Source organism: Otoolea muris, from assembly GCF_943193115.1.
Classification (GTDB): Bacteria; Bacillota; Clostridia; order Lachnospirales; family Lachnospiraceae; genus Otoolea; species Otoolea muris.
Genome location: NZ_CALPCY010000034.1, coordinates 15,828 through 37,611 on the forward strand (window position 1 = coordinate 15,828; position 21,784 = coordinate 37,611).

The window sequence follows — 21,784 nt, forward strand, 5'->3', positions numbered from 1 at the left end:
TATAATGTGCTTAAAAATCTGCGCTTCTAATTTGTCTTAAGGAGACAGTTTCGTGGAATACGTCTTTTTAGAAAGCAGCCGGATACGGCAAAGCGACTTTATATGTGTATTTTGAGAACAAAGAGGAAATTGTCGGTATCTTAGTGCTGGACAGCATGAAAAAACTTTATCATTACATTGCTTCTGCACTGGAGCAGCAGGAAACCACAAAAGAACAATACAAGTTCATTTGTCGCGGATTGGTTCAGTATCAGGAAAAATTTCCGTTCTACTTCAAAATGGTATTGGATAAAATCAGTATTGACTTTTTCACCTTTTGTGTATGATTTAGAATTTCCTTTTAAAAGTGAGTATAGTGTGATATAATACATAATAGAAGGAAGGCGGTGGATCATGGCAGAGGCAGCAGTACAGGAAAAAGTGTATACAATAGATGATATTTATGCTTTACCAGATGGAGAGAGGGCAGAGTTGATAGACGGGAAGATTTATTACATGGCTCCTCCCGGCAGGACACATCAAAAGATTAGTTGGAAGCTACACCAGGCAATAGGAAACTATATTGATAGCAAAGGCGGACAATGTGAGGTTTATGCGGCTCCTTTTGCTGTGTTTTTGAGTGAGGATGATATTAACTACATTGAACCAGATATCAGTGTGATTTGTGATACATCTAAGTTGGATGAGAAAGGTTGTCATGGAGCGCCTGATTGGATCATTGAAGTGGTATCTCCAGGCAGTAAAAGGATGGATTACTATACTAAATTGTTTAAATATAGGACAGCAGGCGTTAAGGAATATTGGATTGTAGATTATGAGAAAAACTGTATAACAGTATATGATTTTCAAAATGATAGTGGAGATGATTATACATTTTCTGATACAATTCCTGTAGGAATTTATCCAGATTTGGAGATTGATTTAAGCAAAATAAACAAGTGAAAAAGAATAAAGTTTATGAGTTGAACCATAAGACAGAGAGGATCTGTTTTATGGTTTTTCTTTTTGTCTAAAAGCGTCAGATATAACGTAAGCGTCAAATAAGATAGTGGATAGAAAAATAACCACCAACCCTCTATAATAAAAGGGTAGTGGTTATTTTTCTATCCACTATCTTATTTGACGCTTACGTTGTTTATATCTGTAAACTTAGCTGCTATTGATTGGCAAGATTTTGAAAATCTAATTCGTGAAGTATTTGCCGAAGAATTTAATTCAAGTGGTGGAGAGGCAAAAATTACTCAAGCAAGCAGAGATGGTGGTGTTGATGCGGTTGCATTTGATCCAGATCCAATTAGGGGTGGTAAAATTGTTATTCAAGCAAAACGTTATACAAATGTTGTAGGTGTATCGGCAGTTAGGGATTTATATGGAACTGTAATGAATGATGGTGCAACAAAAGGAATTCTTGTTACGACATCTAATTATGGAAATGATGCATATGAATTTGCAAAAGGAAAACCTTTAACGTTAATGAATGGGGCAAATCTGTTATTTTTGCTTGAAAAACAAGGACATAAGGCTAAAATTGATTTAAAAGAAGCCAAAGAACTTAATAATCAAAATAATTCTTAAGCATTGATTTGTTACCGGCGCCAAAACGGCGCCAAGAAATCATGCAAATAAAAATACGTCACATAAAAACAACGATTTTATGCGGTTTTCCGCAATAAAAAACATAGAAAATATTTCAAAAAATGCTATTCAAATATGTTTGAGCTGGAGGAAGAGATATTTTTTAAGAGATATGCGGAACAGAGCTTCATGGAACGTAAGGGGAATAACTGCTTTGAGGAATGGAGCCGGGAGCTTGCCCGTCTGCGCGCAGAGATTCCGGAGCTTCCCTTTTCCAATGTATGGATGGCGCAGCAGACGCTTCCTCTGATCCCGGAGAACAGCGCGCTTTATCTGGGAATTTTAAATTCCCTTCGCTCCTGGAATTTTTTTGATAAGCCGGACGGCGTAGAGGCATATGCGAACACGGGCGGATTTGGGATTGACGGCGGAATCTCCTCCCTCGCAGGAGCGGCCCTGGCGTCCCCTGAAAAGCTGTTTTTCGGGATCACGGGGGATTTGGCTTTTTTCTATGATATGAATATATTCGGAAACCGTCATTTTGCATCAAACATACGGCTTCTTTTGATCAATAACGGGCGCGGCACGGAGTTCAGGAATTACAGCCATCCGGCGGCGCGTTTTGGGGAGAAGGCCGATGCGTTTATGGCGGCTGGCAGGGCGAAAAAGCTTACAAGGAAAGCGCTTGGAGAGAGCGGAGTCCGGATGGTAAAAGGTTTGATAAAGAAAAAGTAAAATGTACTCCCGGAATTTCACAAAATCAGGCGCAGTGGGATTCCGGGAGTACATTCCATTAGGAAGGGGGAAGGCAAATGAAGGCTGCCTATTTCCTTTGGAGGTATATGCCGGGAAGGTGATTCGTACAGCATCAGGAGGAACAGAATATTGGAGCAGGAAAGCGCTCACGGGAGAGGAGAACATTATAATTGTTCTTTCAAACGACGCGACAAGGGCGATCATGATATCTGGTTCAGCCCCGGGCTTTCTAAAAACCTGATTGATTTGGCCGGGATTTCGGAGTATAATGGCATTGAGTTCATATACCTTTTGGGAATGGCTTCTGCGTTTCCTACCATACAAAAAGGAGGTTTATGGCTGATGGATACGGAAATAAAAAATGCGGTCAGCGCAACAGACCAGGACGCACAATATGATGATAAGGCAAAACGCCTGTTGGGAAATAAGATCATTCTGGCGCATATCCTGGTAAAGACGGTTGATGAGTTCCGGGGAATGAACCCGAAAGATGTGGTATCCTATATTGAGGGGGAACCATTTATCAGTGTGGTTCCGGTGGAGCCGGGGCTGACCAATATGGAAAAAGAGGAAAGCGGGCAGCGCATTGCCGGGATGAATACGGAAAATGCGGAGATAAACGAGGGGCTTATACGGTTTGATATTATCTTCTATGTGCGTATAAGAGACGGTATCTCACAGGTTATTGTAAATGTCGAAGCACAGAAGGATGAACCGACAGGCTACCATATCTTAAACAGGGCAGTCTTTTATGTGAGCCGCCTTGTTTCCTCGCAGAAAGAACGTGATTTTGTCAAGACAAATTATAATGACATCAGGCGTGTCTTTTCGATTTGGGTATGTATGGGCATGGACGAAAGCAGTATGGCTTATGTGCATCTCGCGAAAGACGATCTGCTCGGTTCTTATTCGTGGAAGGGCGGGCTTGACCTGTTAAATATTGTGTTGATAGGTATATCAAATGAACTTCCGGAGCATGATGAGAGGTATGAGCTCCATCGTCTGCTGAGTACGTTGCTTTCAATGGAGTTGACCGTTGATGAAAAATTAGGAATCATTGAAAAAGAGTATAGTATTGTGGTAGATGACAGAATAAGAGAGGACGTGAGCGCCATGTGTAATCTTTCACAGGGAATCAGGGAAGCAGAAAAGGTAAAAATAATTATGAATATGCACAGAGATGGCTATTCATCAGAGAAGATAGCAAGGATTGTTGAAAAGACCATAGAGGAAGTGGAGGCTGTTATTAGAAAAAGAGAGCCTGTATCAGCGTAACTGTAACCGTTCAGACGGGGCATCTTCTTGCGCGTCTGCGCCGGACAAGAAGCATCGGATATCCATCCGATGTGGAATCTGGCGGAAGTTTTGGCTTTTAAGCAAGCTTAACGCCAAAATTTCCGCCAGATTCCCCGCAGTCTGAACTGTTACGCATAATTACAGTAACTTAATAACACAAGCAGTAAAGCAGAGGATTTGTTTTTATTCAGAGAGAGTTAAATAGTAAACGGTAAAAAGGTTCTTTCCAACGTTTGTTGATTTGATAAACATTTCATGATGTAAATGCTAATATACTACGTTTTTTACATGATGATAATCTTTTCAACTAAGTTTGGAAAGAACCTTTTTGCCGTTTACTGTTTCCTTATTGCTATTTTGTGAGCTGAAGTATTGATTTTTCATGGTACAAATCCCGTTTTTAATGTGGGAAGTTCGAGTATATTAAAGAATGAATGTAATACTGTGCGGGGTTTCTGCTTTGATTCAGGACAGGACGGTTCCTGCGTTTCGTGGAATACGTGATTCTAAGAAATTTTCATTCATTATACTACGCTTTTCGGGTTATTTCAATGGGATTTTCTATCAAAAATGTTTAAAAATATCAATTCATATCTTTATGAATTTCTTAATTTCCATTTCCAAATGTAAATATCAGATTTTAAACAAAATTATCACACTTCACTTTTCGTAGAATCACGTATTCTACGAAATCCCCGGTCAGGGATAGCATGGGGGAAAGGAGTGGGTTCCGATGTGGTATGTGTTTCAGTGCCAGAGCGGGAAGGAGGAATCGGTTCTCCATGCCTGCCGCAGGGCTCTGTCCCCGGAGGCGATGGAGGATGCCTTTTTGTTCCGCTGCGAGCGTCTGTGGCGTTCGGACGGGGCCTGGAAGCCGGTGATCCGCACGATGTTCCCTGGCTACGTCTTTTTAGAGAGCAGCCGGCCGCGGCTTTTGTCGGCTGAGCTTGGGCGGTGCGCGGGAACGGGCCTTTACAGGCCCATGGAGGAGGCGGGCTGGCTGATTCCGGTTTATGAGGAAGAGGAGGAACGCCTGCGGGAGCTTTGCGGGAAACGGCGTATTCTGCCGCTCTCCTATGGCTACCGGGACCGGGAGAGCGGGCGGGATCGGTTTGTAAGCGGGCCGTTAAAGGGCAGGGCGGGACAGATCCAGACGATCGACTGGCACAGGCGGTTTGCCAGGCTGGAGGTTCCCCTGGCGCGCAGGAAGGCTGTCATCTGGGCCGGGATTGCGGTACAGGAAATTCATATCAATGAATGACTGTGCTTTTAAAATGAAGCCAACAACCCCGCTGCAGGCAACGTGGTTGCTGACCCTTGAGGCAGTTGCCAAATGTGCATGCAAACATGCCCGCCTGGATCGCTGCCCGCGGGAATAAAACAGGAAACAAGACAACGAAATCATGCAAAGAAATAAGACAGGGATATGGAAACAGGCTGTACAGCTATGGAGGCATGCAGGCTGGCCGTATCCACATATGGAGGGAATGTCTGCGCGCTGCGCCTTACGGCCCTGTATTTCCATCCCATGTCGGGACAGGGCGCGGGGGCGGGAGTATAGGGAGGCGGCCGCGGATGTTTTCCGGGCAGGCTTTGGAGACGCTTTGTTCTGCAAAGATGGCGGAGCCTGCGTTTTTTTGCGCCAGATTCCGTAAGGGACTGTTCAGAAGGTTTGAACGGTTGCCCCATCGCAAAAGGAGTGTGGGAAACGCTATGTGGTATGTCATCCAGACCATGACTGGGAAAGAGGAGGATCTGCGCCTCCAGCTAAACGCCCTCCCGGGCAGGGAGTGTTTTTACGAATGCTTTATTATCCGGGCCGAGTGGCTTAAGCGGCTGGGAGGGAGATGGGAGGCGCAGGTGAGGCCGCTATTCCCGGGATATGTCTTTGTGGAGACCGGGCGGCCGGAGGAATTGTTTCTGAAGCTGAAAGAAACGCCGGCTTATGCCAGGCTTTTGGGGAACGGGCGGTATGAATTTACGGCCGTGGAGGAAGAGGAGGAAGATTTTTTGAGAACCATCTGCCAGATGGGGCAGGAGGAAGGCGGTGTCCCGGGCTCCGAGAAACGCCGGCTGGTGAGGCTGAGCACGGCGCGGCCACAGGAGTCAGGGGAGGGGTGGCAGATCCGGGGGCCTTTAAAGGCGTTCGAGAAGCAGATAGAGAGGATCAACCTTCATAAGCGCTATGCGGTGGTGCGTGTGAGCATGGGCCGCCGGGAGCAGACGGTGCTGTTCGGGCTTGCAGGGAGCGGTGAGATTGCGGATGAAGAAGACAGTGAGATTGCGGCGAGCTTGCAGGCGAAGGGGAAAGTGGAATTGTGAATGATACAGGAGGTACGGATGAAGGGGATCGCGCGGTGTGCAGGGAAGGCAGGGCCGGAGAAAAATGATGCGCAGGATCAGGCGGATGCATATGAGAGATGCGTCTGCTGCCACAGGCGGGTGGGTATCCTTAAAGACACGGATATCGAATTCCGGCCCTTTTATGTAGAGGGGGCGGGGCAGCTCTGCTATGGATGCTACCATGAATTATATGTGCGGAATGCAGGCGTCTGACGCGGGCCCAGGATTTTGCCCGGGCACGCTGTTATTTGTGCAATGCTGTGCGAATTTAGAGGCGCCGGCGGCCTTCCCGCGGCTCTGTTTATGTTTATAACATTAGGTGTAGACAGCGCCATGTCCCGAATACGCCCGGGATGCTGCAGACGGATCCCATTCCATTCAAAATACAGACACAGGAGTTGTTACCAATGAAAAATCAGGAACAGTTCAAGCGGCTCATCCGGGCTGCTTTTTGTTTTGCCCTGCTTTTTGTCCATGCCATACTTTTCTGGCATGTGTGGAGGCGGTTTTACAGCCCGTTTATGGAAACGGAATACTGGCGGCGGGGGCATATGATGATCGTGGCCTTTTATCTGTTCTGGGCCTTTTTGCTGCCGCGGATTTACGGGGGCTGGAGAGTGGGGTACCTGCGGGTCTTCCATATTGTATATTCACAGGGGCTGGGCCTGGCGCTGGCGGATCTGCTGATTTACAGCCTGATTGTCCTGCTGACCAAGCGCGTGACAGATCCGGGTCCTCTGCTACTGATGTTTCTGGTTCAGATGTCGGCTATTGTGCTCTGGGGGGTGCTCTGTACCGGGATTTATCTGCGCATCTATCCGCCGCGGCGCGTGCTTCTGGTATATGGAGGCCGGCCGGCGGCGGGGCTTATGAAAAAGATCAGTACGCGGGCCGATCGCTTTGTGATCGGGGATACAGCGCATATTTCAGAGGGAATGGCGCGGATTGAGGAAAAGATCAGACATTACCAGGGGGTGGTGCTCTGCGATATTCCCAGCCATGAACGGAATGCAATTTTGAAATACTGCTACGGGAAAGGGATCCGCAGTTATACGACGCCCAAGATTTCGGATCTGCTCATCCGCAGCGCGGAGAGCCAGCACATGTTTGATACGCCGCTCCTGCTTTCCAGAAATACAGGGCTGACGATTGAGCAGAGGCTTTTAAAACGGGCGGTGGATCTGGCGCTTTCCCTGCTGGCGCTTTTGCCCGCGCTTCTGGTGATGGGCGCGACGGCGCTTTGCATCAAGGCAGAGGATGGCGGACGCGTGATCTATAAGCAGAAGAGGCTGACAATGGACGGAAAGGCATTTTTTGTGTACAAATTCCGCAGTATGCGGGAGGATGCGGAAAAGGACGGGGTGGCGAGGCTGGCGGGGGAGAAGGATGAGCGGATCACGAAGGTCGGAAGTGTGATACGGGCGTTGCGCCTGGACGAGCTGCCGCAGCTTTTCAATATCCTGAAGGGCGACATGAGCATCGTGGGGCCCAGGCCGGAGCGGCCGGAGATCGCAGGGCAGTATGAGGCGGCGATCCCGGAATTCGTGTACCGGCTTAAGGTCAAGGCGGGCCTGACAGGGTATGCGCAGGTGTATGGGAAATACAATACGACGGCGTATGACAAGCTGAAGCTGGATCTGATGTACATCCAGAATTACAGCCTCCGGCTGGATTTTGAGATCATGTTGAAAACCGTGCAGATCCTGTTTATGAAGGAGTGTACGGAGGGCGTGGGAGAGGGAGAGACGACGGCCCTGCGCGCGGCGGGAGAGGCCGGGACAGGGCGCGGGACGCAGGAGAGGCCCGGGGGTGCGGATGAATACAGTAACAGGAGCAATTTCAGCCCTGCGATAGAATATAAGGGCGGGGAGATAGCCGGGAATGGGGAGGAGAGGATGGAAAAGGGAATTGTTTCAATTATTACGCCCTGCTACAACGGCGCGAAATACCTGTCCGAAACCATGGAGTCTGTGATTTCCCAGACCTATGCGGACTGGGAGATGTTTGTGGTTGACGACGGCTCTGAGGACGGTTCGGCAGAGCTTGCCAGGGGCTATGCGGCAAAGGATCCGCGGATCCGTTTGATTTGCCAGGAAAATGCGGGCTCTGCCGCGGCGCGCAATCACGGGATCCGGCTTGCCAAAGGGCAGTATATCGCCCTGCTTGACGCAGACGATCTGTGGGCGCCGGAATTTCTGGAAAAGCAGCTTGCATTTATGAAACAGAAACAGGCGGCCTGCGTGTACTGTTCCTATGCGCGGATCGATGAGCGCTCGCAGGAAATCCTGCGCCCGACGATTGCCAGAAAAGTGGTCACGGCAAAGAATATGAGGATCCGGAATTACATAGGCTGCCTTTCCGGCTTATATGACCGATCGCGCGGGGGAACGATTTATCTGCGCGAGGAGCTAAGGAGCATCCGCGATGATTACGCGTATTGGATCGACGTTGTGAACGTGGACGGCCGGGCGTATGGAAATCCGGAGATACTGGCAAAGTACCGGGTGCTGCCGGGCTCCACGACGGGAAATAAAAGGAAGCTGGTACGGAAACAGTATTTGTTTTACCGGAAGTATCTTAAGCTGAACCCGGTCAGGAGCCTGTGCAATGTGGCGGTGTGGGCGGTTGCGGGGCTGACGAAATTTAAGTGAGCAAGATGCCAAAGGGCGAGCCGCCCAGCAATGATAATGAGGCGAAATGGCAGACGTTGGATTCCGGTTTATCCGGAACAGGGTATATGAGATGGAGAAATTCGGAGAAGATTTAATCAGTATTATCATTCCTGTTTATAACTCGGCAGGCACACTGAGACGATGTATGGATTCTATCGTGAACCAGACCTACGGGCGGCTGGAGATTATTTTGGTGGAGAGCGCGTCCGTGGACGGCTCAGCAGCGCTTTGTGATGCATATGCCAAGCAGGACAAGCGGGTTAAAGTCATACATCAGCAGGAAAGGAAGGGCCTTTCAAACGCGAGGAATACGGGGCTTACATACGCATCAGGGCCTTATGTCGGTTTCGTTGACAGCGATGACTGGGTTGCATGCGATATGTATGAAGCATTGCTGCAGCTTATGAAGAAGGAAATGGCGGATATTGCATGCGGGCGTGTGATTCGGGTTTCGGATCAGGGCTGTGCTCCTATTTGTAAAGGCCGGGGCCGGGAGTTGGAATCCGGGGCTCAGGGCCGGGAGCCGACGTCAGCAAAGCGCAGGCCGGAGCCCTCTTACCGGGTTTATACGCAGGATGATTTCGCGAAGCTGTATTTCCGGGCGCATTCTAACCAGACGGTCCATTATGTCTGGAATAAGCTTTATACGGCAAAAACCGCGAAGCAGATGGTATTTCCGGAAGGGTTGATTGCCGAGGATGTGGAAGGCTTTTTCCTTGCATTGCTGCACGCGGATAAAATTGTTGACGCAGACATGGATGTTTACTATTACTGGTATAACCAAAACGGCTTGTCCAGCGAGTGGTTTTCCAAAAAACAGATGGATATTGCAGCGGTATGGAAGCATGTCTGGGAGTATTGTATACAGTATGGAAAGGACGGCTGGGTATATTATGCGGAAATCAATTATTACAGGGCCTTTTTCGGTTTGCTGTGCAGGATGATACGCAGCGGAAAGAGCAGTGAATTTCCGGAGGAGAAGGAGTATTTACTTACAAATTTCCGAAAATCGTATGGGAGGCTGATGAGATTTCCCCTGCCAGCGGGCAGAAAGGCTCTGATGACGGCTATGTATGTCCATTTCGGGATGACGGAGCGGCTCGTCCGGGTCGGAGAACGGATAGCCGGGATAATGGGTATTAAGATAAAGCATGGACAGGTACGCAGGGGGAGAGGAAGATGATCATTACAAGAGCGCCGTTCAGGGTGAGCTTTTGCGGCGGGGGGAGCGATCTTCCCGGTTTTTTTGAGAAATACGGAGGCTGTGTTTTAAGCGCAACGATCCGGAAATATATGTATCTGACGATCCATAACTGTTTTTATAAGAATGAGATTGTGCTGAAATATTCCAAAACAGAGACGGTAAAGGATTTTTCGGAGATTGAACACAGGATTTTCAGGCAGTGCCTTGCGGATTTTAATATCCGGGGTGTGGAAATTTCGAGTATGAGCGATATTCCGGCGGGAACGGGGATGGGGTCTTCCAGCGCGTTTACCGTGGCGCTTCTCCATCTTCTGCACACGTATAAGGGAGAGTATGTTTCAAAGTATAAGCTGGCGAAGGAGGCGTGCGATGTAGAGATCCGGAAGCTGGGCGCTCCGATTGGGAAACAGGATCAGTTTGCCGCGGCCTTTGGGGGATTGAATTTTTATGAGTTTCTCCCGAACGGATTTGTAAGTGTAGAGTCCATTATCATGGCTTCCGGAAGCTTTAGGAAGCTGGAGGCGCGCCTGATGCTCTTTTACCTGGGAGGAGTACATTCGGCATCCGCTATCCTGAGAGAACAGTCTGAAAATCTGGAACGGGCGGACAGGGCCGCAGTGCAGCAAAAGATGTGCAGCCTGGCGCGGACACTTAAGGAGGAACTGCAAAAGAACCATGTGGATGCAGTGGGCGGGCTTCTGCATGAGAATTGGCAATTAAAAAAATCCCTGTCTTCCGGTATTTCCAGTCCGGCTATTGATGAGATTTACCAGAAAGCTATTCAGGCAGGCGCGCTGGGAGGGAAGCTTCTGGGGGCAGGCGGAGCCGGGTTTATGCTTTTTTATGTGCCGGAGGAAAAGCAGGGCGCGGTGCGCGCCGCTTTATCGGATCTCAGGGAAATGGAGTTTGAGCTGGATAATTCGGGGGCGTCGATTATTCATGTGGACAGAGAGTTTATCTGACGGAGGTAAAAATGAGGATATTGGTTGCCGGTGGAGCCGGCTTCATAGGAAGCCATTTGGCGGACAGGCTGCTTGATGAAGGCCATGATGTGATATGCGCGGATAAATTAGTGTTTGGGGACAGAAATATCCGGGCGTTTTTGTCCGGCAGGGAGGCCGGGAAGGCCGGACGGTTCCGGTTCTATGAGATGGATCTGGCCGGGCAGGAGAATGTAAACCGCCTGTTTTCCGAAAATCGGATAGACGCGGTTTACCATCTGGCCGCCAATTCCGACATCCAAAAAGGGGGACGGGAGCCGTCGATCGATTTTAACGACACATTTCTTACAACCAGGGCCCTTTTGGAGTCTATGCGGACGGCTGGGGTGAAACGGCTTTTTTTCGCGTCTACATCGGCTGTTTACGGGGAAATGCCGGACATTGCCCTGACGGAGGGGACAGGAGGGCTCATGCCGGTTTCCTATTACGGAGGGGCGAAGCTCGCGTCAGAGGCCCTGATTTCTTCGTATGTGTCTATGTGCGATATGAGCGCCGTGATCTTCCGTTTTCCCAATGTGATTGGGCCGCGCTTAACGCATGGGGTCATTTATGATTTCATAAAGAAATTGAGGGCAAATCCCCAGCGGCTTGAAATATTGGGAGACGGAAGGCAGTGCAAGCCCTATATTTACGTACACGATCTCGTTGAGGCGGTCATGAAACTGACGAAAGAGTGGAAGCCGGGGGAAGCTCTCTATAACATCAGCGTAAAAGGAGAGGGAACCGCGGTGACGCGGATTGCGGAGATCGTGGCAGAGGAGATGGGAATCACGGGCCCCCAATTTGTTTATACAGGCGGCGAACGTGGTTGGAAGGGGGACGTCCCGAGGTTTGGGTATGATATCTCAAAGGTTCTTGCCACAGGATGGGCGCCGCGCCTGTCCTCCGACGCGGCGGTCAGGCAGACGGCGAGGGATATGATAGGCGGTCATTCAGGCGGTCTGGATGTCTACCAGAATGGAAACACATGATGAAAACAGCCGCTTAGCATACGGGTATCTACGAAACGCTGTACTGGCGGGCGGGAAGGCGGCAGAAACAGAATGGAGTGTGTGGAATGAGGGCAGTGATCATGGCCGGAGGCCTGGGGACTAGGCTTGGGCCGGCAGCCGCAGATATACCAAAACCCATGCTTCCCATCATGGGAAAACCGATCCTGGAATATCAGATAGAAAGCCTGAAAAACAGCGGCGTGGATGTAATAACGCTGGTGATCGGCCATTTGGGCCATCTGATCCGGGAATATTGTTCGGACGGAAGCAAATGGGGCGTCAGAATCGAATACATTTCAGAGGATCAGCCTCTGGGGACAGCGGGCGCCCTGTATTATCTTAAGGGGAAAGTCAGGGAAGATTTTCTTTTGCTGTACGGGGATCTGATGCTGGATGTGGACTGGAACCGTTTTATGGAGTTTCACAGACGGCATAACGCTTTGATCACGCTGTATGGACACCCGAACGGGCACCCGTATGACAGCGACGCGCTGGTGGTGGACGGGGATGGCAGGGTTATAAGGATAGAGGCAAAGAACACGGACAGGGGCTTAGAATGCCGCAATTTTGTGAATGCCGGGATATACTGCGCGTCTCCCGGATTGCTGGATGCAATCCGGCGGCCTGAGAAGATGGATCTGGAAAAAGGGGTAATTGCAAAACTTCTGCCTGGTAAAAACGTTTTTTCATACCGTTGTACAGAGTATATAAAGGATATGGGCACTCCGGAGCGCCTAAAGGCCGTGTCAGCCGATGTGAAAAACGGGATTGTCGCTGCGAGAAATATGAAAAACAAACAGCGGGCAGTCTTTCTTGACCGGGACGGAACCGTGAATGTGTGGAAGGGATTCATCCGTTCCAGAAGCCAGCTTGAATTATTGCCGGGCGCGGCAAAGGGGATCCGCAAGATAAACGCTTCCCCTTACCTTACGATTGTGGCGACCAACCAGCCTGTGGCCGCGCGGGGGGAATGCACGCTTAAAGAGCTTGCACAGATTCATATAAGGCTGGAAGCCCTACTCGGGCAGGAGGGCGCATATATTGATGATCTGTTTTTCTGCCCGCATCATCCTGACAGGGGATTTGAGGGAGAGATTCCGGAACTGAAAACAGACTGTACGTGCAGGAAACCCAAAACCGGGATGCTCTCCAGGGCGGCTGAACTATACAACATTGATTTAAGCCGCTCATGGTATATCGGGGATACGACCGTTGATATCCAGACCGGAAAAAATGCGGGGATGAGAACGATATTGCTGCATACAGGGGAAGCGGGAAAAGACAGGAAATATGACGCATGGCCGGATTATGAGGCGGAAAACCTTTCCGGGGCGGCAGACATTATTTTACAAAACGAATACAGAGAACGCGCGGACAAGGAGGATACCTTTGGATTACAGACAGAAGCTGCGGGCGTATTTAAACAGGGAAATTCAGGCGCTGGAGAGCCTTGACATTGAAGCCGTTAATGAGGTCATGAATGTCCTGGAGCGGGCGCGCTTATCCGGAAAACAGATTTTTATCTGCGGCAATGGGGGGAGCGCCGCCACGGCAAGCCATTTTTGCTGCGATTTTAACAAAGGGGTCAGTGAAAAGCGGACCCGGAAATACCATTTTGTATGCCTGAGCGATAACATCCCGACGATGACGGCGATAGCGAACGATATCGGCTATGGGGAGGTGTTCCGTTTCCCTTTAAGGGGCCGGATCGAGCGGGGGGATGTGCTGATCGGCGTCTCGGGTTCGGGAAATTCTGAGAATGTCGTAAACGCAATGGAATATGCAAAGGAACAAAACGCAGAAACTATTGCTGTTGTGGGTTATTCAGGGGGAAGGCTGAAACGGATCGCGGATTACAGCATTCATGTGGAAATTAACGATATGCAGATTGCAGAGGATATCCACATGATATTGGATCACATGATGATGTATGTGCTGTCGCAGTAAACGTCCCGGGTGTCCGGGCAGCAGGCGGTTACATGGGCAGAGCCGGGGATGGATCCGAAAGAGGCGCAGGGAGGGGAAGGACGGGATGATACCGAAAACGATACATTATTGCTGGTTTGGCGGGAAGCCGCTTCCGGAGCTCGCGGTCCGGTGCATGGAGAGCTGGAGGAGATATTGTCCGGATTATGAGATTGTGGAGTGGAATGAGACGAATTATTCGATTGAGGATGCGTGCCAGTTTGTTTTAGATGCATATAGTAACGCGAAATGGGCGTTTGTGAGCGATTATGTGAGGCTCGATGTTGTATACCGCTACGGAGGTATATACCTGGATACGGATGTTGAACTGCTGAAATGCCCGGAAGAGATATTGAAGGACAGCAGAGGTTTTTTAGGGAGGGAGCAGGATCATTCTGTAAATACAGGTCTGGGCTTTGCCTGTGAGGCAGGAGAGCCGCTGCTGGAAGAGATGATGGCGCTGTACCGTTCCCTGAAATTTGAAGCGGATGAACTGTCTGATTTTGCCTGCCCTGTTATCAATACCAGAATTTTGATGAACCATGGCATGACGGCCGGGGATTGCAAACAGCGAATCAACGGCATCGACATTCTTCCCACGGAGTATCTTTGCCCGGAAAATATGTATACCGGGAAGTCAAATTATACGGAGCATACAATATCAGTCCATCACTATAATGGGAGCTGGCTGTCGGAGAGGGAGCGAAAAAAGATAAGGAGGATGGTATGGATTAAAAAAAGGCTGCCAGAGAGCGCTGTTGCTTTTTTTCGCAGGAGTCTGAGGATAATGAGAGGCGCAGTACAATAGTCTGGCACAAAAAGACAGATGGCAAAAGATTTGCTGCAAAGTGGCAAACATGCAGGGAAACAGAAAGAGATACATACAATATGATTACAATTTTGACGCCCGCATACAACAGAGACTATATTTTACCACAGTTATATGAATCTTTGCGACATCAGACGAACCAGGATTTTGAATGGCTGATCGTAAATGACGGATCAGACGACAATACGGACTGCCTTGTTTCCGGTTGGATGAAAGAAAAGCGCTTCTTTCAAATGCGCTATATAAAAACAGAAAATGGGGGAAAACACCGGGCGATAAACAGAGCAATTTTGCAGGTATATACGCCATGGGTATTTATTGTAGATTCAGATGACTGGCTTTTGGATGATGCAATAGAATGTGTGGAAAAGTGGATTAAAACGGTTGAGCCGGATCCTTCATTTGCCGGAGTTTCGGGACTCAGAGGATATACGGCCAATAAACAGATCGGGGAATTTCCATCGGAGATATGTACAGGAGGTTATATCGATGCGACAAATTTACAGAGAAGAAGGCTTCATTTAACAGGAGATAAGGCGGAAATTTACCGGACAAGTATATTGAGAGAATATCCGTTTCCCGAGATTGAGGGAGAGACATTTATTACAGAGGGACTGGTGTGGAATCAGATTGCAGAGGACGGATATAAAATACGATGGTTTAATAAAATCATTTATATAACGGATTATCTCGAAGATGGATTGACGAAAAATATAGACAGAGTACGTTTTAAAAATTTCAGGGGTTATACATTAGAGGTAAAACAGGAAATGGGACAGAAAGGTTTTTATAAATACAGGATTCTGGGAAGATATTGCCTGATTGCAGAGGAAAAAGGCCTGAAACGGGATGAGGTGCGCCGTTTACTGTCCATTACACAGGTTCAGTATTGTATTGGAAAGCTTCTCTCTTTTATACAAAGGCTGAGGAGTAAAATGGAAAACAGAGGGAAAACGGCATGAACGCAGGACAAAAGGAATTGTATAGAAAAGGGAGTTGCGGAAAGGAATTTGTATTGCGCTATGGCGCGCGGACACTCATCCGCATGGGCTGGGGGATGCGCTGGTCTTTTGTGCTTCTTGTGCTGTATATGAATATGCTTAACCTGATTCCTATGCCAGGAACATTTGGCGTGCGTGCGAATGTGATTCTTCCAATGCTTCTTGGAAACAGTTTATTTATCACCGTATGCCTTAGCAGATTTTGCTGGGTGAAACGCTCGCCTTTTTGGAAGTGGCTGATAGGGTTTACATTTTTTCTGATCCTGAATATATTTTACACATGGCTGGCCTATCCGGGCGAACCGGTGATCAATGCAGTAAAAACATTTTCTACTTTTACAGTTTTATTTACGTATTTCGTGTTTTTGAAAGCGGCAGAGGAGGATCTTGATAGATTTCTGCATATGATTATAGCTCTGTCGTCGCTTCTTGCCGCGTTATTTTTGCTTCAGGCAGTTGCTTATAATTTAAAAGAAATACAGTTTTTGAGCATCTATGGCTTTAATTATGGAACGGTTTTTTTAGATTTCAGAAACGGGCATATACGGCTTATTGCGAGCGATCTGGTGGATTTTTCGGCGGTTGTGTCTATCGGCTGTATATGCTCCGGGACGATTTTGCCATGCAGAAAAAAAAGGTATTGGATCCATCTGCTGCTGGTTCTTTTCTATGAATTATTTGTCGGCCAGACCCGGGCTGTGCTGCTGATTATCGCCGGCGCAGGGGGCATGAGCCTGTTATTTATGAAAAGGAAAAACACAGCGGGAAAAATAATTACCGTATTTATTATGATATTCGGCGTCATTCTTCTAGCGGATGATATGTTTTATATACTGTCAAAGCTTTTATCGTCTGTAACCTCACGGACAGATTACTCTATGTATCACCGTATTGATTCATATGTATATTATTTGAAGATAATGGCTCAAAAACCGTTTTTTGGAATCGGGCTGCTTCCCGCTTACCCTCTCCTGCAGGAAAATAATATCCTGGTGTCAGGCGGGCGCCAGTACACATTCAGCGATGTGGGGATTGCCGGGGTCGCCGGGAAGCTGGGACTGACCGGTGTTATTTTTTATATCATCCCGATATGGACTGCCTGGAAACGCTATATTGTATCAGGCAGGAAAGACAGGATGAATTTTGTTTTGTGCTGGGGGATGATCCTTGCAATGCTGAGCTTAAGTCTGTTTGATGCCGAGCGGATGATGGTATTAGCTGTGTTTATGGCAGTTTCTGACGCCAGCTATCAGAGATTTAAAAAGGAGAGGGACAGACATGACGGATGCAGCCAATCAGCTTGCCATTATCGTGCTGAATTATCAGGAGTATGAGATATCGCAGAAATGTGTGTCAGGACTTCTTTCAATTGGGGTTAAGAATCCGATTGTGATTGTGGATAATGCCTCTTTGAACGCTTCTTATGAAAAGCTGAAAGACCGCTTTTCCGGAAACGGGCAGGTTACTGTAGTGAGAAGCGAAAGGAACGGGGGATATTCATACGGAAATAATTATGGTATTCATACTGCAGAACAGACAAATCAGTTAAAATATATCTGTATTATGAATCCGGATGTGACCTTGGAGCAAAATTTCCTGGAAGATTTGTGCAGGTCATTATCCCTGCACAGCGAGTATGCAGCGATTTCTGCCCTGATGTTCCAGGGACGCCGTTTTGAAACTGATAAGATTTCATGGCCTGTGCCGGATGATCGGTCATTGTACAAATCTCATTCATTATTTAACCGGGCCTGCCATCAAACATGCGGATATGACGTATTAGAGGGAGGCCTTATTCGGACGGAGACGGTTCCGGGGAGTTTTTTTGTAATCAAATATGACGTTTTTAAAGCAGCCGGTTTTTTTGATGAAAATGTATTTCTGTATAATGAAGAAAATATCCTTGGGCTGAAATTAAAGAAAATGGGTTATAACTGTGTCATAGATACAAGCCATTATTATCTGCATAATCACGCTGAGACTTCCAGAGAAAAAGTGATTTATCGCTATAAGCATGAGTTTGATAAAATCTTACGGGATTATGAATACAGATATTTGTCACGAAAGTATTTATGCGAAGCTTATTATGCCCATAAAAATATAGGGAAGCTTTGGCTTGTACATGTCTCTAACCTGCTGGCGCTTTATATAAAACGATATTATATCCTATTCAGATACCGGAAAAGCAGTGATAAAAAAAGAATTCGGAGGTTATGATGGCCAAAATAGCGTTTCTTTCATTAGGAGATCCAATGGATCGCAGATCGTGGTCGGGCACCTTGTTCAGCGAATATAGAGAGTTAAAGAAAAACCACGAGGTAGAATCCATACAGGCAAAATTTGATCCACTCCTGATGGAGATCATTCGTTTCAGGGAACGGATGAATTATATATTCAATAAAAAGACATATGTCCCGGAGTATTCATCAAGTTATATGTCAAAACGATCTGCACAACACGTTAATAAGAGGCTGCGTGAAAAAAAATACGATGTAGTTTTTGCCGTGTCTGCTTCAACACTCCTGCCTTTTATTGAAACAGAATGCCCGATTATATACATGTCGGATGCTGTTTTTTCTAAAATGGTAGATTATTATTTTATAAACCTGAACCACAGAAATTTGAAAAATGGAAACTGGTATGAACAGAAGAGCCTTGCGATGGCCTCAGCGGCGATCTTTGCCAGTGACTGGGCAAGAAACGGGGCGATAGAAGCGTATCAGATAAAAAGAAATAAAGCATATATGATTCCGTTTGGCGCAAATCTGGACGGCGTCCAGCATATTTCAAAAAAGGAAACAGGGGATACGGTTCATTTAGTATTTATAGGTATCGACTGGAAACGCAAGGGCGGAGACATAGCGGTTAATACGGTACATATGCTAAACAGGATGAAGCTTGGAAAAAAATTTGTATTAGATGTAATCGGGGGGGGGGTATCCATGTGGAGAGGACGGATCCGCGATACATCTGCATGGATTTATTGATAAAAATACAAAAGAAGGGATGAAAAAATTTGTGGAAATCATGGATAAAGCGTGGGCGCTTTTTTTACCGACACAGGCAGAGTGCGCCGGCATTGCATTTGCAGAGGCATGCGCATACGGCATACCATGCATTACGTTTGATACGGGAGGGACAGGAACGTATGTCCGTTCCGGAACCAATGGCTATGCGCTGCCAATCGGATCTGCTCCGGAGGACTTTGCAAAGACAATTGCAACGCTGTTTACGGATAAGGAGGAGTATGAAAGAATGTGTAATAATGCCATGACGCTTTCAGAAACGGAATTAAACTGGGGGATATGGGGAGATAAGGTAAATGGAATTATTGAAGAAGTTCTGGGTAGAGGCGGGAGGAATGGCGCGGGATGACAGGAATCATTACGCTTTACTATAAAAACTATAATCTGGGGGGCCTGCTTCAGGCTTATGCGCTGCAAAGGTCGGTTCAGAGCATGTCTGTGGAATGTGAGCAGCTCTGTATCTGGCATTACAGACCTGAAACATACATGATGAGAATACGAAATAAAGCGCGCAGGTTTCGCGCAGCTCCATTACGTGAAATAGGGAGGACAGCCAAAGCCCTGGAGAATCGCTGGGGGAACAGGTCTGTTATAGCGGATTTGACGGAGCGCCGGCAGAGGATGGAGGAGTTTATGCACTGTATTCCGCACAGCGAACGGGAATATGGTCCGGACAATATTCATGAATGTCTGAAAAAATATGATGCCTTTATTACAGGAAGCGATCAGGTATGGAACGAGACGTACGTGAAAGATCCGTATCTGGGGATAAATCTGCTGGAATTTGTGCCGGAACACATCCTTAAAATTGCATATGCGGCCAGCGGGATAGATGATGCATTAAGCGGGAGCGGTAAAATGCGGCTGAATGCGGCGCTTGCGTCGTTTCGGAGTATTTCGGTCAGGGAGCGCAGCGCGCTGCGTATGTTGGATCCGGGCAACAGAGAGAGGAGCCGGTCTGTGCTGGATCCGGTTTTTCTTGTTGACAGGCAGCATTGGGAAAAGCTGTCTTCTGCGTCACAGATGCCGGAAGAAACAAAAGGCGGGCCCTTTGCTTTTGTATATCTGCTGGGAGACGAAAAAAAGAGCCGGGATCTGGCCAGACGGATCGCAGCCCTGCGGGGCCTGGAAATCACAGCATTTATACACGCACAGAATGTATTCTGCCGTTGGGATCAAAATTTTGGGGACAGGCAGGTGGCCGCATATGGCCCGGCTGATTTTTTACGGATGATAAAGGACAGCAGCATTGTGATTACGGATTCATTCCATGCGGTTTCGTTTTCCATCCTGTTTGAGACTCCATTTTTTGTGATTGAAAGGGCGGACGGGGATTCCATACATTCCAGGATAACCGATCTGCTGGATGATACGGACTTGAGGATGTGTATGGCGCGCCACAGGCAGACAGAGGAATATTTTCTGGAAAATCCCGATTTCAGCAGGGCCAGGCAGGTGCTCAAACGCTCAAAGGAGGATTCGGAGAAATTTCTGGAAGAAGCGCTGTATCCTCTCAGACGGCCGTGAAAATACGCTTTACGCATGCACAGAAGGAGAGGATCCCTATGCTTCGCCACATTATCCAGAACTATAAAACGCTCCCGGCCCCTGTCCGGGCGTCAGGCTGGTTTTTCGTATGCGCTTTCATCCAGAAGGGAATTTCTTTTATTACAACCCCGATCTTTACAAGGCTTTTGTCCACAGCGGAATATGGGGAGTATAGTGTATTCCAGTCATGGATGGGCATGATCACGATTTTTGTGTCCTTAAATCTGAATTGCGGTGTGTATACCCGCGGGATGGTACAGTTTGAAGAGAGACGGGATGAGTTTTCTTCTTCCATGCAGGGGCTGTGCCTGACATCGGTCTTAGCCTGGCTGGGGATTTACCTGCTGTTTCGCGGCGCCTGGAACCGTGTGTTTTCCCTGACGACGGTCCAGATGCTTACCATGTTCCTGCTCATATGGACCTCATCGTCGTTTGGCTTCTGGTCTGTGGAGCAGAGGGTAAAGCTGCGTTACCGGAGGCTGGTCGCAGTTACGATTTTCGTGTCCCTTCTCCAGCCGGCGGTGGGGATAGCGCTGGTTTCCCGCGCGCGGGACAAGGCGACAGCCAGGATTTTGGGGCTTGCCCTGGTGAATACAGCCGTTTATTCGGGACTGTTCGTGTCCCAGATGCGGCGCGGGAAGCGTTTTTTTATCGGGGAATTCTGGAAGCATGCGCTTAGGTTTAATTTTCCCCTGCTGCCGCATTATCTGTCCCAGTCCGTTTTAAGCGGTGCGGATCGGATCATGATCGAACGGATAGCCGGCGCGGATAAAGCCGGGATTTATAACCTCGCCTGCTCGGTTTCCACGATTATGGCGATGTTCCACACAGCGCTGATGCAGACAATCGAACCGTGGCTGTACCGTAAGATTAAGGAGGGAAATACAGACGCTCTGTCAGATGTCGCCTACCCCGCGTTTGGAGCTGTGGCAGGCGTAAACCTCCTTCTGATTGCGCTGGCGCCGGAGATCATCACCCTGTTTGCGCCGGCAGAGTACAGGGAGGCGATTTGGATTATCCCTCCGGTCGCGATGAGCGTATATTTTACATTTGCCTATACCTTTTTTGCAGTGTTTGAATTTTATTTTGAGAAAACCCAATATATCGCGGCCGCCACAGCGGCCGGGGCGGTTCTCAATGTAGTTTTGAACCTGCTGTGCATCCGGCGCTTTGGCTACGGCGCGGCAGGCTACACCACATTGCTGTGCTATATGCTGTACGCTGTATTTCATTATTATTTTATGAGAAAGCTGTGCCGGACACGGCTGGAGGGCCGGCGGGTTTACAGCACGCGGATCCTGCTTGGGATCACAGCGTGTTTTATGTTGTCCGGATTTGCAGTTATGTTTACGTATCCCAATTTTGTCCTGCGCTATGCGCTGCTCATATCCGGGGCGGGAGTCCTGGCGGCGGGGAGAAAGAAGCTGCAGATTTATCTAAAAAGCCTGTTGAGGCCGCCGGAAGCATAGGGACGCAGCGAAAGGTTCGGGAAAATACAGTCAGGAAATCGGCTTTTTCATATTTTTTAAGGGGCTGGAAGCCAGAAGAGGACAGGCGCAGCCCGGATGAGGAAATA

General features: G+C 48.2%; 21 protein-coding genes and 1 pseudogene. All 22 read left to right on the top strand.

Annotated features, from left to right (window positions below; genetic code table 11):
* Positions 1-71: 71 nt before the first annotated feature.
* Positions 72-308 (top strand): annotated as a pseudogene (locus NFS31_RS17690) (TetR/AcrR family transcriptional regulator); the annotation flags it as partial.
* Between the two features lie 85 nt (positions 309-393).
* Positions 394-942: a Uma2 family endonuclease gene (locus NFS31_RS17695; protein WP_251497966.1), complete on the top strand. Its 549-nt coding sequence runs from the start codon at positions 394-396 to the stop codon at positions 940-942.
* A gap of 189 nt (positions 943-1,131) precedes the next feature.
* Complete coding sequence (locus tag NFS31_RS17700) at positions 1,132-1,575, top strand: restriction endonuclease (RefSeq protein WP_251497969.1); 444 nt, start codon at positions 1,132-1,134, stop codon at positions 1,573-1,575.
* Between the two features lie 189 nt (positions 1,576-1,764).
* Positions 1,765-2,310, top strand: coding sequence for a thiamine pyrophosphate-dependent enzyme (locus tag NFS31_RS17705; protein WP_251497972.1), 546 nt, complete (start codon positions 1,765-1,767; stop codon positions 2,308-2,310).
* A 363-nt stretch (positions 2,311-2,673) separates the two neighbouring features.
* Complete coding sequence (locus NFS31_RS17710) at positions 2,674-3,606, top strand: hypothetical protein (RefSeq protein WP_251498088.1); 933 nt, start codon at positions 2,674-2,676, stop codon at positions 3,604-3,606.
* Positions 3,607-4,360: 754 nt separating this feature from the next.
* Positions 4,361-4,888 carry a transcription termination/antitermination NusG family protein gene (locus tag NFS31_RS17715; protein ID WP_251497974.1) on the top strand — a complete coding sequence of 176 codons (528 nt, stop codon included), beginning with the start codon at positions 4,361-4,363 and terminating at the stop codon, positions 4,886-4,888.
* Positions 4,889-5,340: 452 nt separating this feature from the next.
* Complete coding sequence (locus NFS31_RS17720) at positions 5,341-5,949, top strand: transcription termination/antitermination NusG family protein (protein ID WP_251497977.1); 609 nt, start codon at positions 5,341-5,343, stop codon at positions 5,947-5,949.
* An 18-nt stretch (positions 5,950-5,967) separates the two neighbouring features.
* On the top strand, positions 5,968-6,183 hold the full coding sequence (locus NFS31_RS17725; RefSeq protein ID WP_251497980.1) for a hypothetical protein: 216 nt from the start codon (positions 5,968-5,970) through the stop codon (positions 6,181-6,183).
* Between the two features lie 194 nt (positions 6,184-6,377).
* Positions 6,378-8,621 (top strand): exopolysaccharide biosynthesis polyprenyl glycosylphosphotransferase, encoded by a 2,244-nt coding sequence (locus NFS31_RS27145; RefSeq protein WP_331482746.1) that lies wholly within the window; start codon positions 6,378-6,380, stop codon positions 8,619-8,621.
* A gap of 46 nt (positions 8,622-8,667) precedes the next feature.
* Positions 8,668-9,825, top strand: coding sequence for a glycosyltransferase family 2 protein (locus NFS31_RS17740; RefSeq protein WP_251497983.1), 1,158 nt, complete (start codon positions 8,668-8,670; stop codon positions 9,823-9,825).
* Complete coding sequence (locus NFS31_RS17745; RefSeq protein ID WP_251497986.1) at positions 9,822-10,808, top strand: GHMP family kinase ATP-binding protein; 987 nt, start codon at positions 9,822-9,824, stop codon at positions 10,806-10,808. The genes NFS31_RS17740 and NFS31_RS17745 overlap by 4 nt, the downstream gene beginning before the upstream one ends.
* Before the next feature lie 11 nt (positions 10,809-10,819).
* Complete coding sequence (locus tag NFS31_RS17750) at positions 10,820-11,818, top strand: NAD-dependent epimerase/dehydratase family protein (protein ID WP_251497989.1); 999 nt, start codon at positions 10,820-10,822, stop codon at positions 11,816-11,818.
* Positions 11,819-11,904: 86 nt separating this feature from the next.
* Complete coding sequence (locus NFS31_RS17755; protein ID WP_251497992.1) at positions 11,905-13,293, top strand: HAD-IIIA family hydrolase; 1,389 nt, start codon at positions 11,905-11,907, stop codon at positions 13,291-13,293.
* Positions 13,229-13,786 carry an SIS domain-containing protein gene (locus tag NFS31_RS17760; protein WP_251497996.1) on the top strand — a complete coding sequence of 186 codons (558 nt, stop codon included), beginning with the start codon at positions 13,229-13,231 and terminating at the stop codon, positions 13,784-13,786. The genes NFS31_RS17755 and NFS31_RS17760 overlap by 65 nt, the downstream gene beginning before the upstream one ends.
* Before the next feature lie 85 nt (positions 13,787-13,871).
* Positions 13,872-14,612, top strand: a complete 741-nt coding sequence (locus tag NFS31_RS17765; RefSeq protein ID WP_251498000.1) for a glycosyltransferase family 32 protein — start codon at positions 13,872-13,874, stop codon at positions 14,610-14,612.
* A gap of 80 nt (positions 14,613-14,692) precedes the next feature.
* Positions 14,693-15,595, top strand: coding sequence for a glycosyltransferase family 2 protein (locus NFS31_RS17770; RefSeq protein WP_251498002.1), 903 nt, complete (start codon positions 14,693-14,695; stop codon positions 15,593-15,595).
* Positions 15,592-16,968 carry an O-antigen ligase family protein gene (locus NFS31_RS17775; RefSeq protein ID WP_251498004.1) on the top strand — a complete coding sequence of 459 codons (1,377 nt, stop codon included), beginning with the start codon at positions 15,592-15,594 and terminating at the stop codon, positions 16,966-16,968. Before NFS31_RS17770 ends, NFS31_RS17775 begins: the two co-directional genes overlap by 4 nt.
* Complete coding sequence (locus NFS31_RS17780) at positions 16,913-17,851, top strand: glycosyltransferase (RefSeq protein ID WP_251498006.1); 939 nt, start codon at positions 16,913-16,915, stop codon at positions 17,849-17,851. Before NFS31_RS17775 ends, NFS31_RS17780 begins: the two co-directional genes overlap by 56 nt.
* Positions 17,852-17,886: 35 nt before the next feature.
* Positions 17,887-18,621 (top strand): glycosyltransferase, encoded by a 735-nt coding sequence (locus NFS31_RS17785; RefSeq protein ID WP_251498008.1) that lies wholly within the window; start codon positions 17,887-17,889, stop codon positions 18,619-18,621.
* Between the two features lie 19 nt (positions 18,622-18,640).
* Positions 18,641-19,009: a glycosyltransferase gene (locus NFS31_RS17790; RefSeq protein WP_251498010.1), complete on the top strand. Its 369-nt coding sequence runs from the start codon at positions 18,641-18,643 to the stop codon at positions 19,007-19,009.
* Positions 19,006-20,187, top strand: a complete 1,182-nt coding sequence (locus NFS31_RS17795; protein ID WP_251498012.1) for a polysaccharide pyruvyl transferase family protein — start codon at positions 19,006-19,008, stop codon at positions 20,185-20,187. The genes NFS31_RS17790 and NFS31_RS17795 overlap by 4 nt, the downstream gene beginning before the upstream one ends.
* 38 nt (positions 20,188-20,225) lie before the next feature.
* Positions 20,226-21,677 (top strand): lipopolysaccharide biosynthesis protein, encoded by a 1,452-nt coding sequence (locus NFS31_RS17800; protein ID WP_251498015.1) that lies wholly within the window; start codon positions 20,226-20,228, stop codon positions 21,675-21,677.
* Positions 21,678-21,784 lie beyond the last annotated feature (107 nt).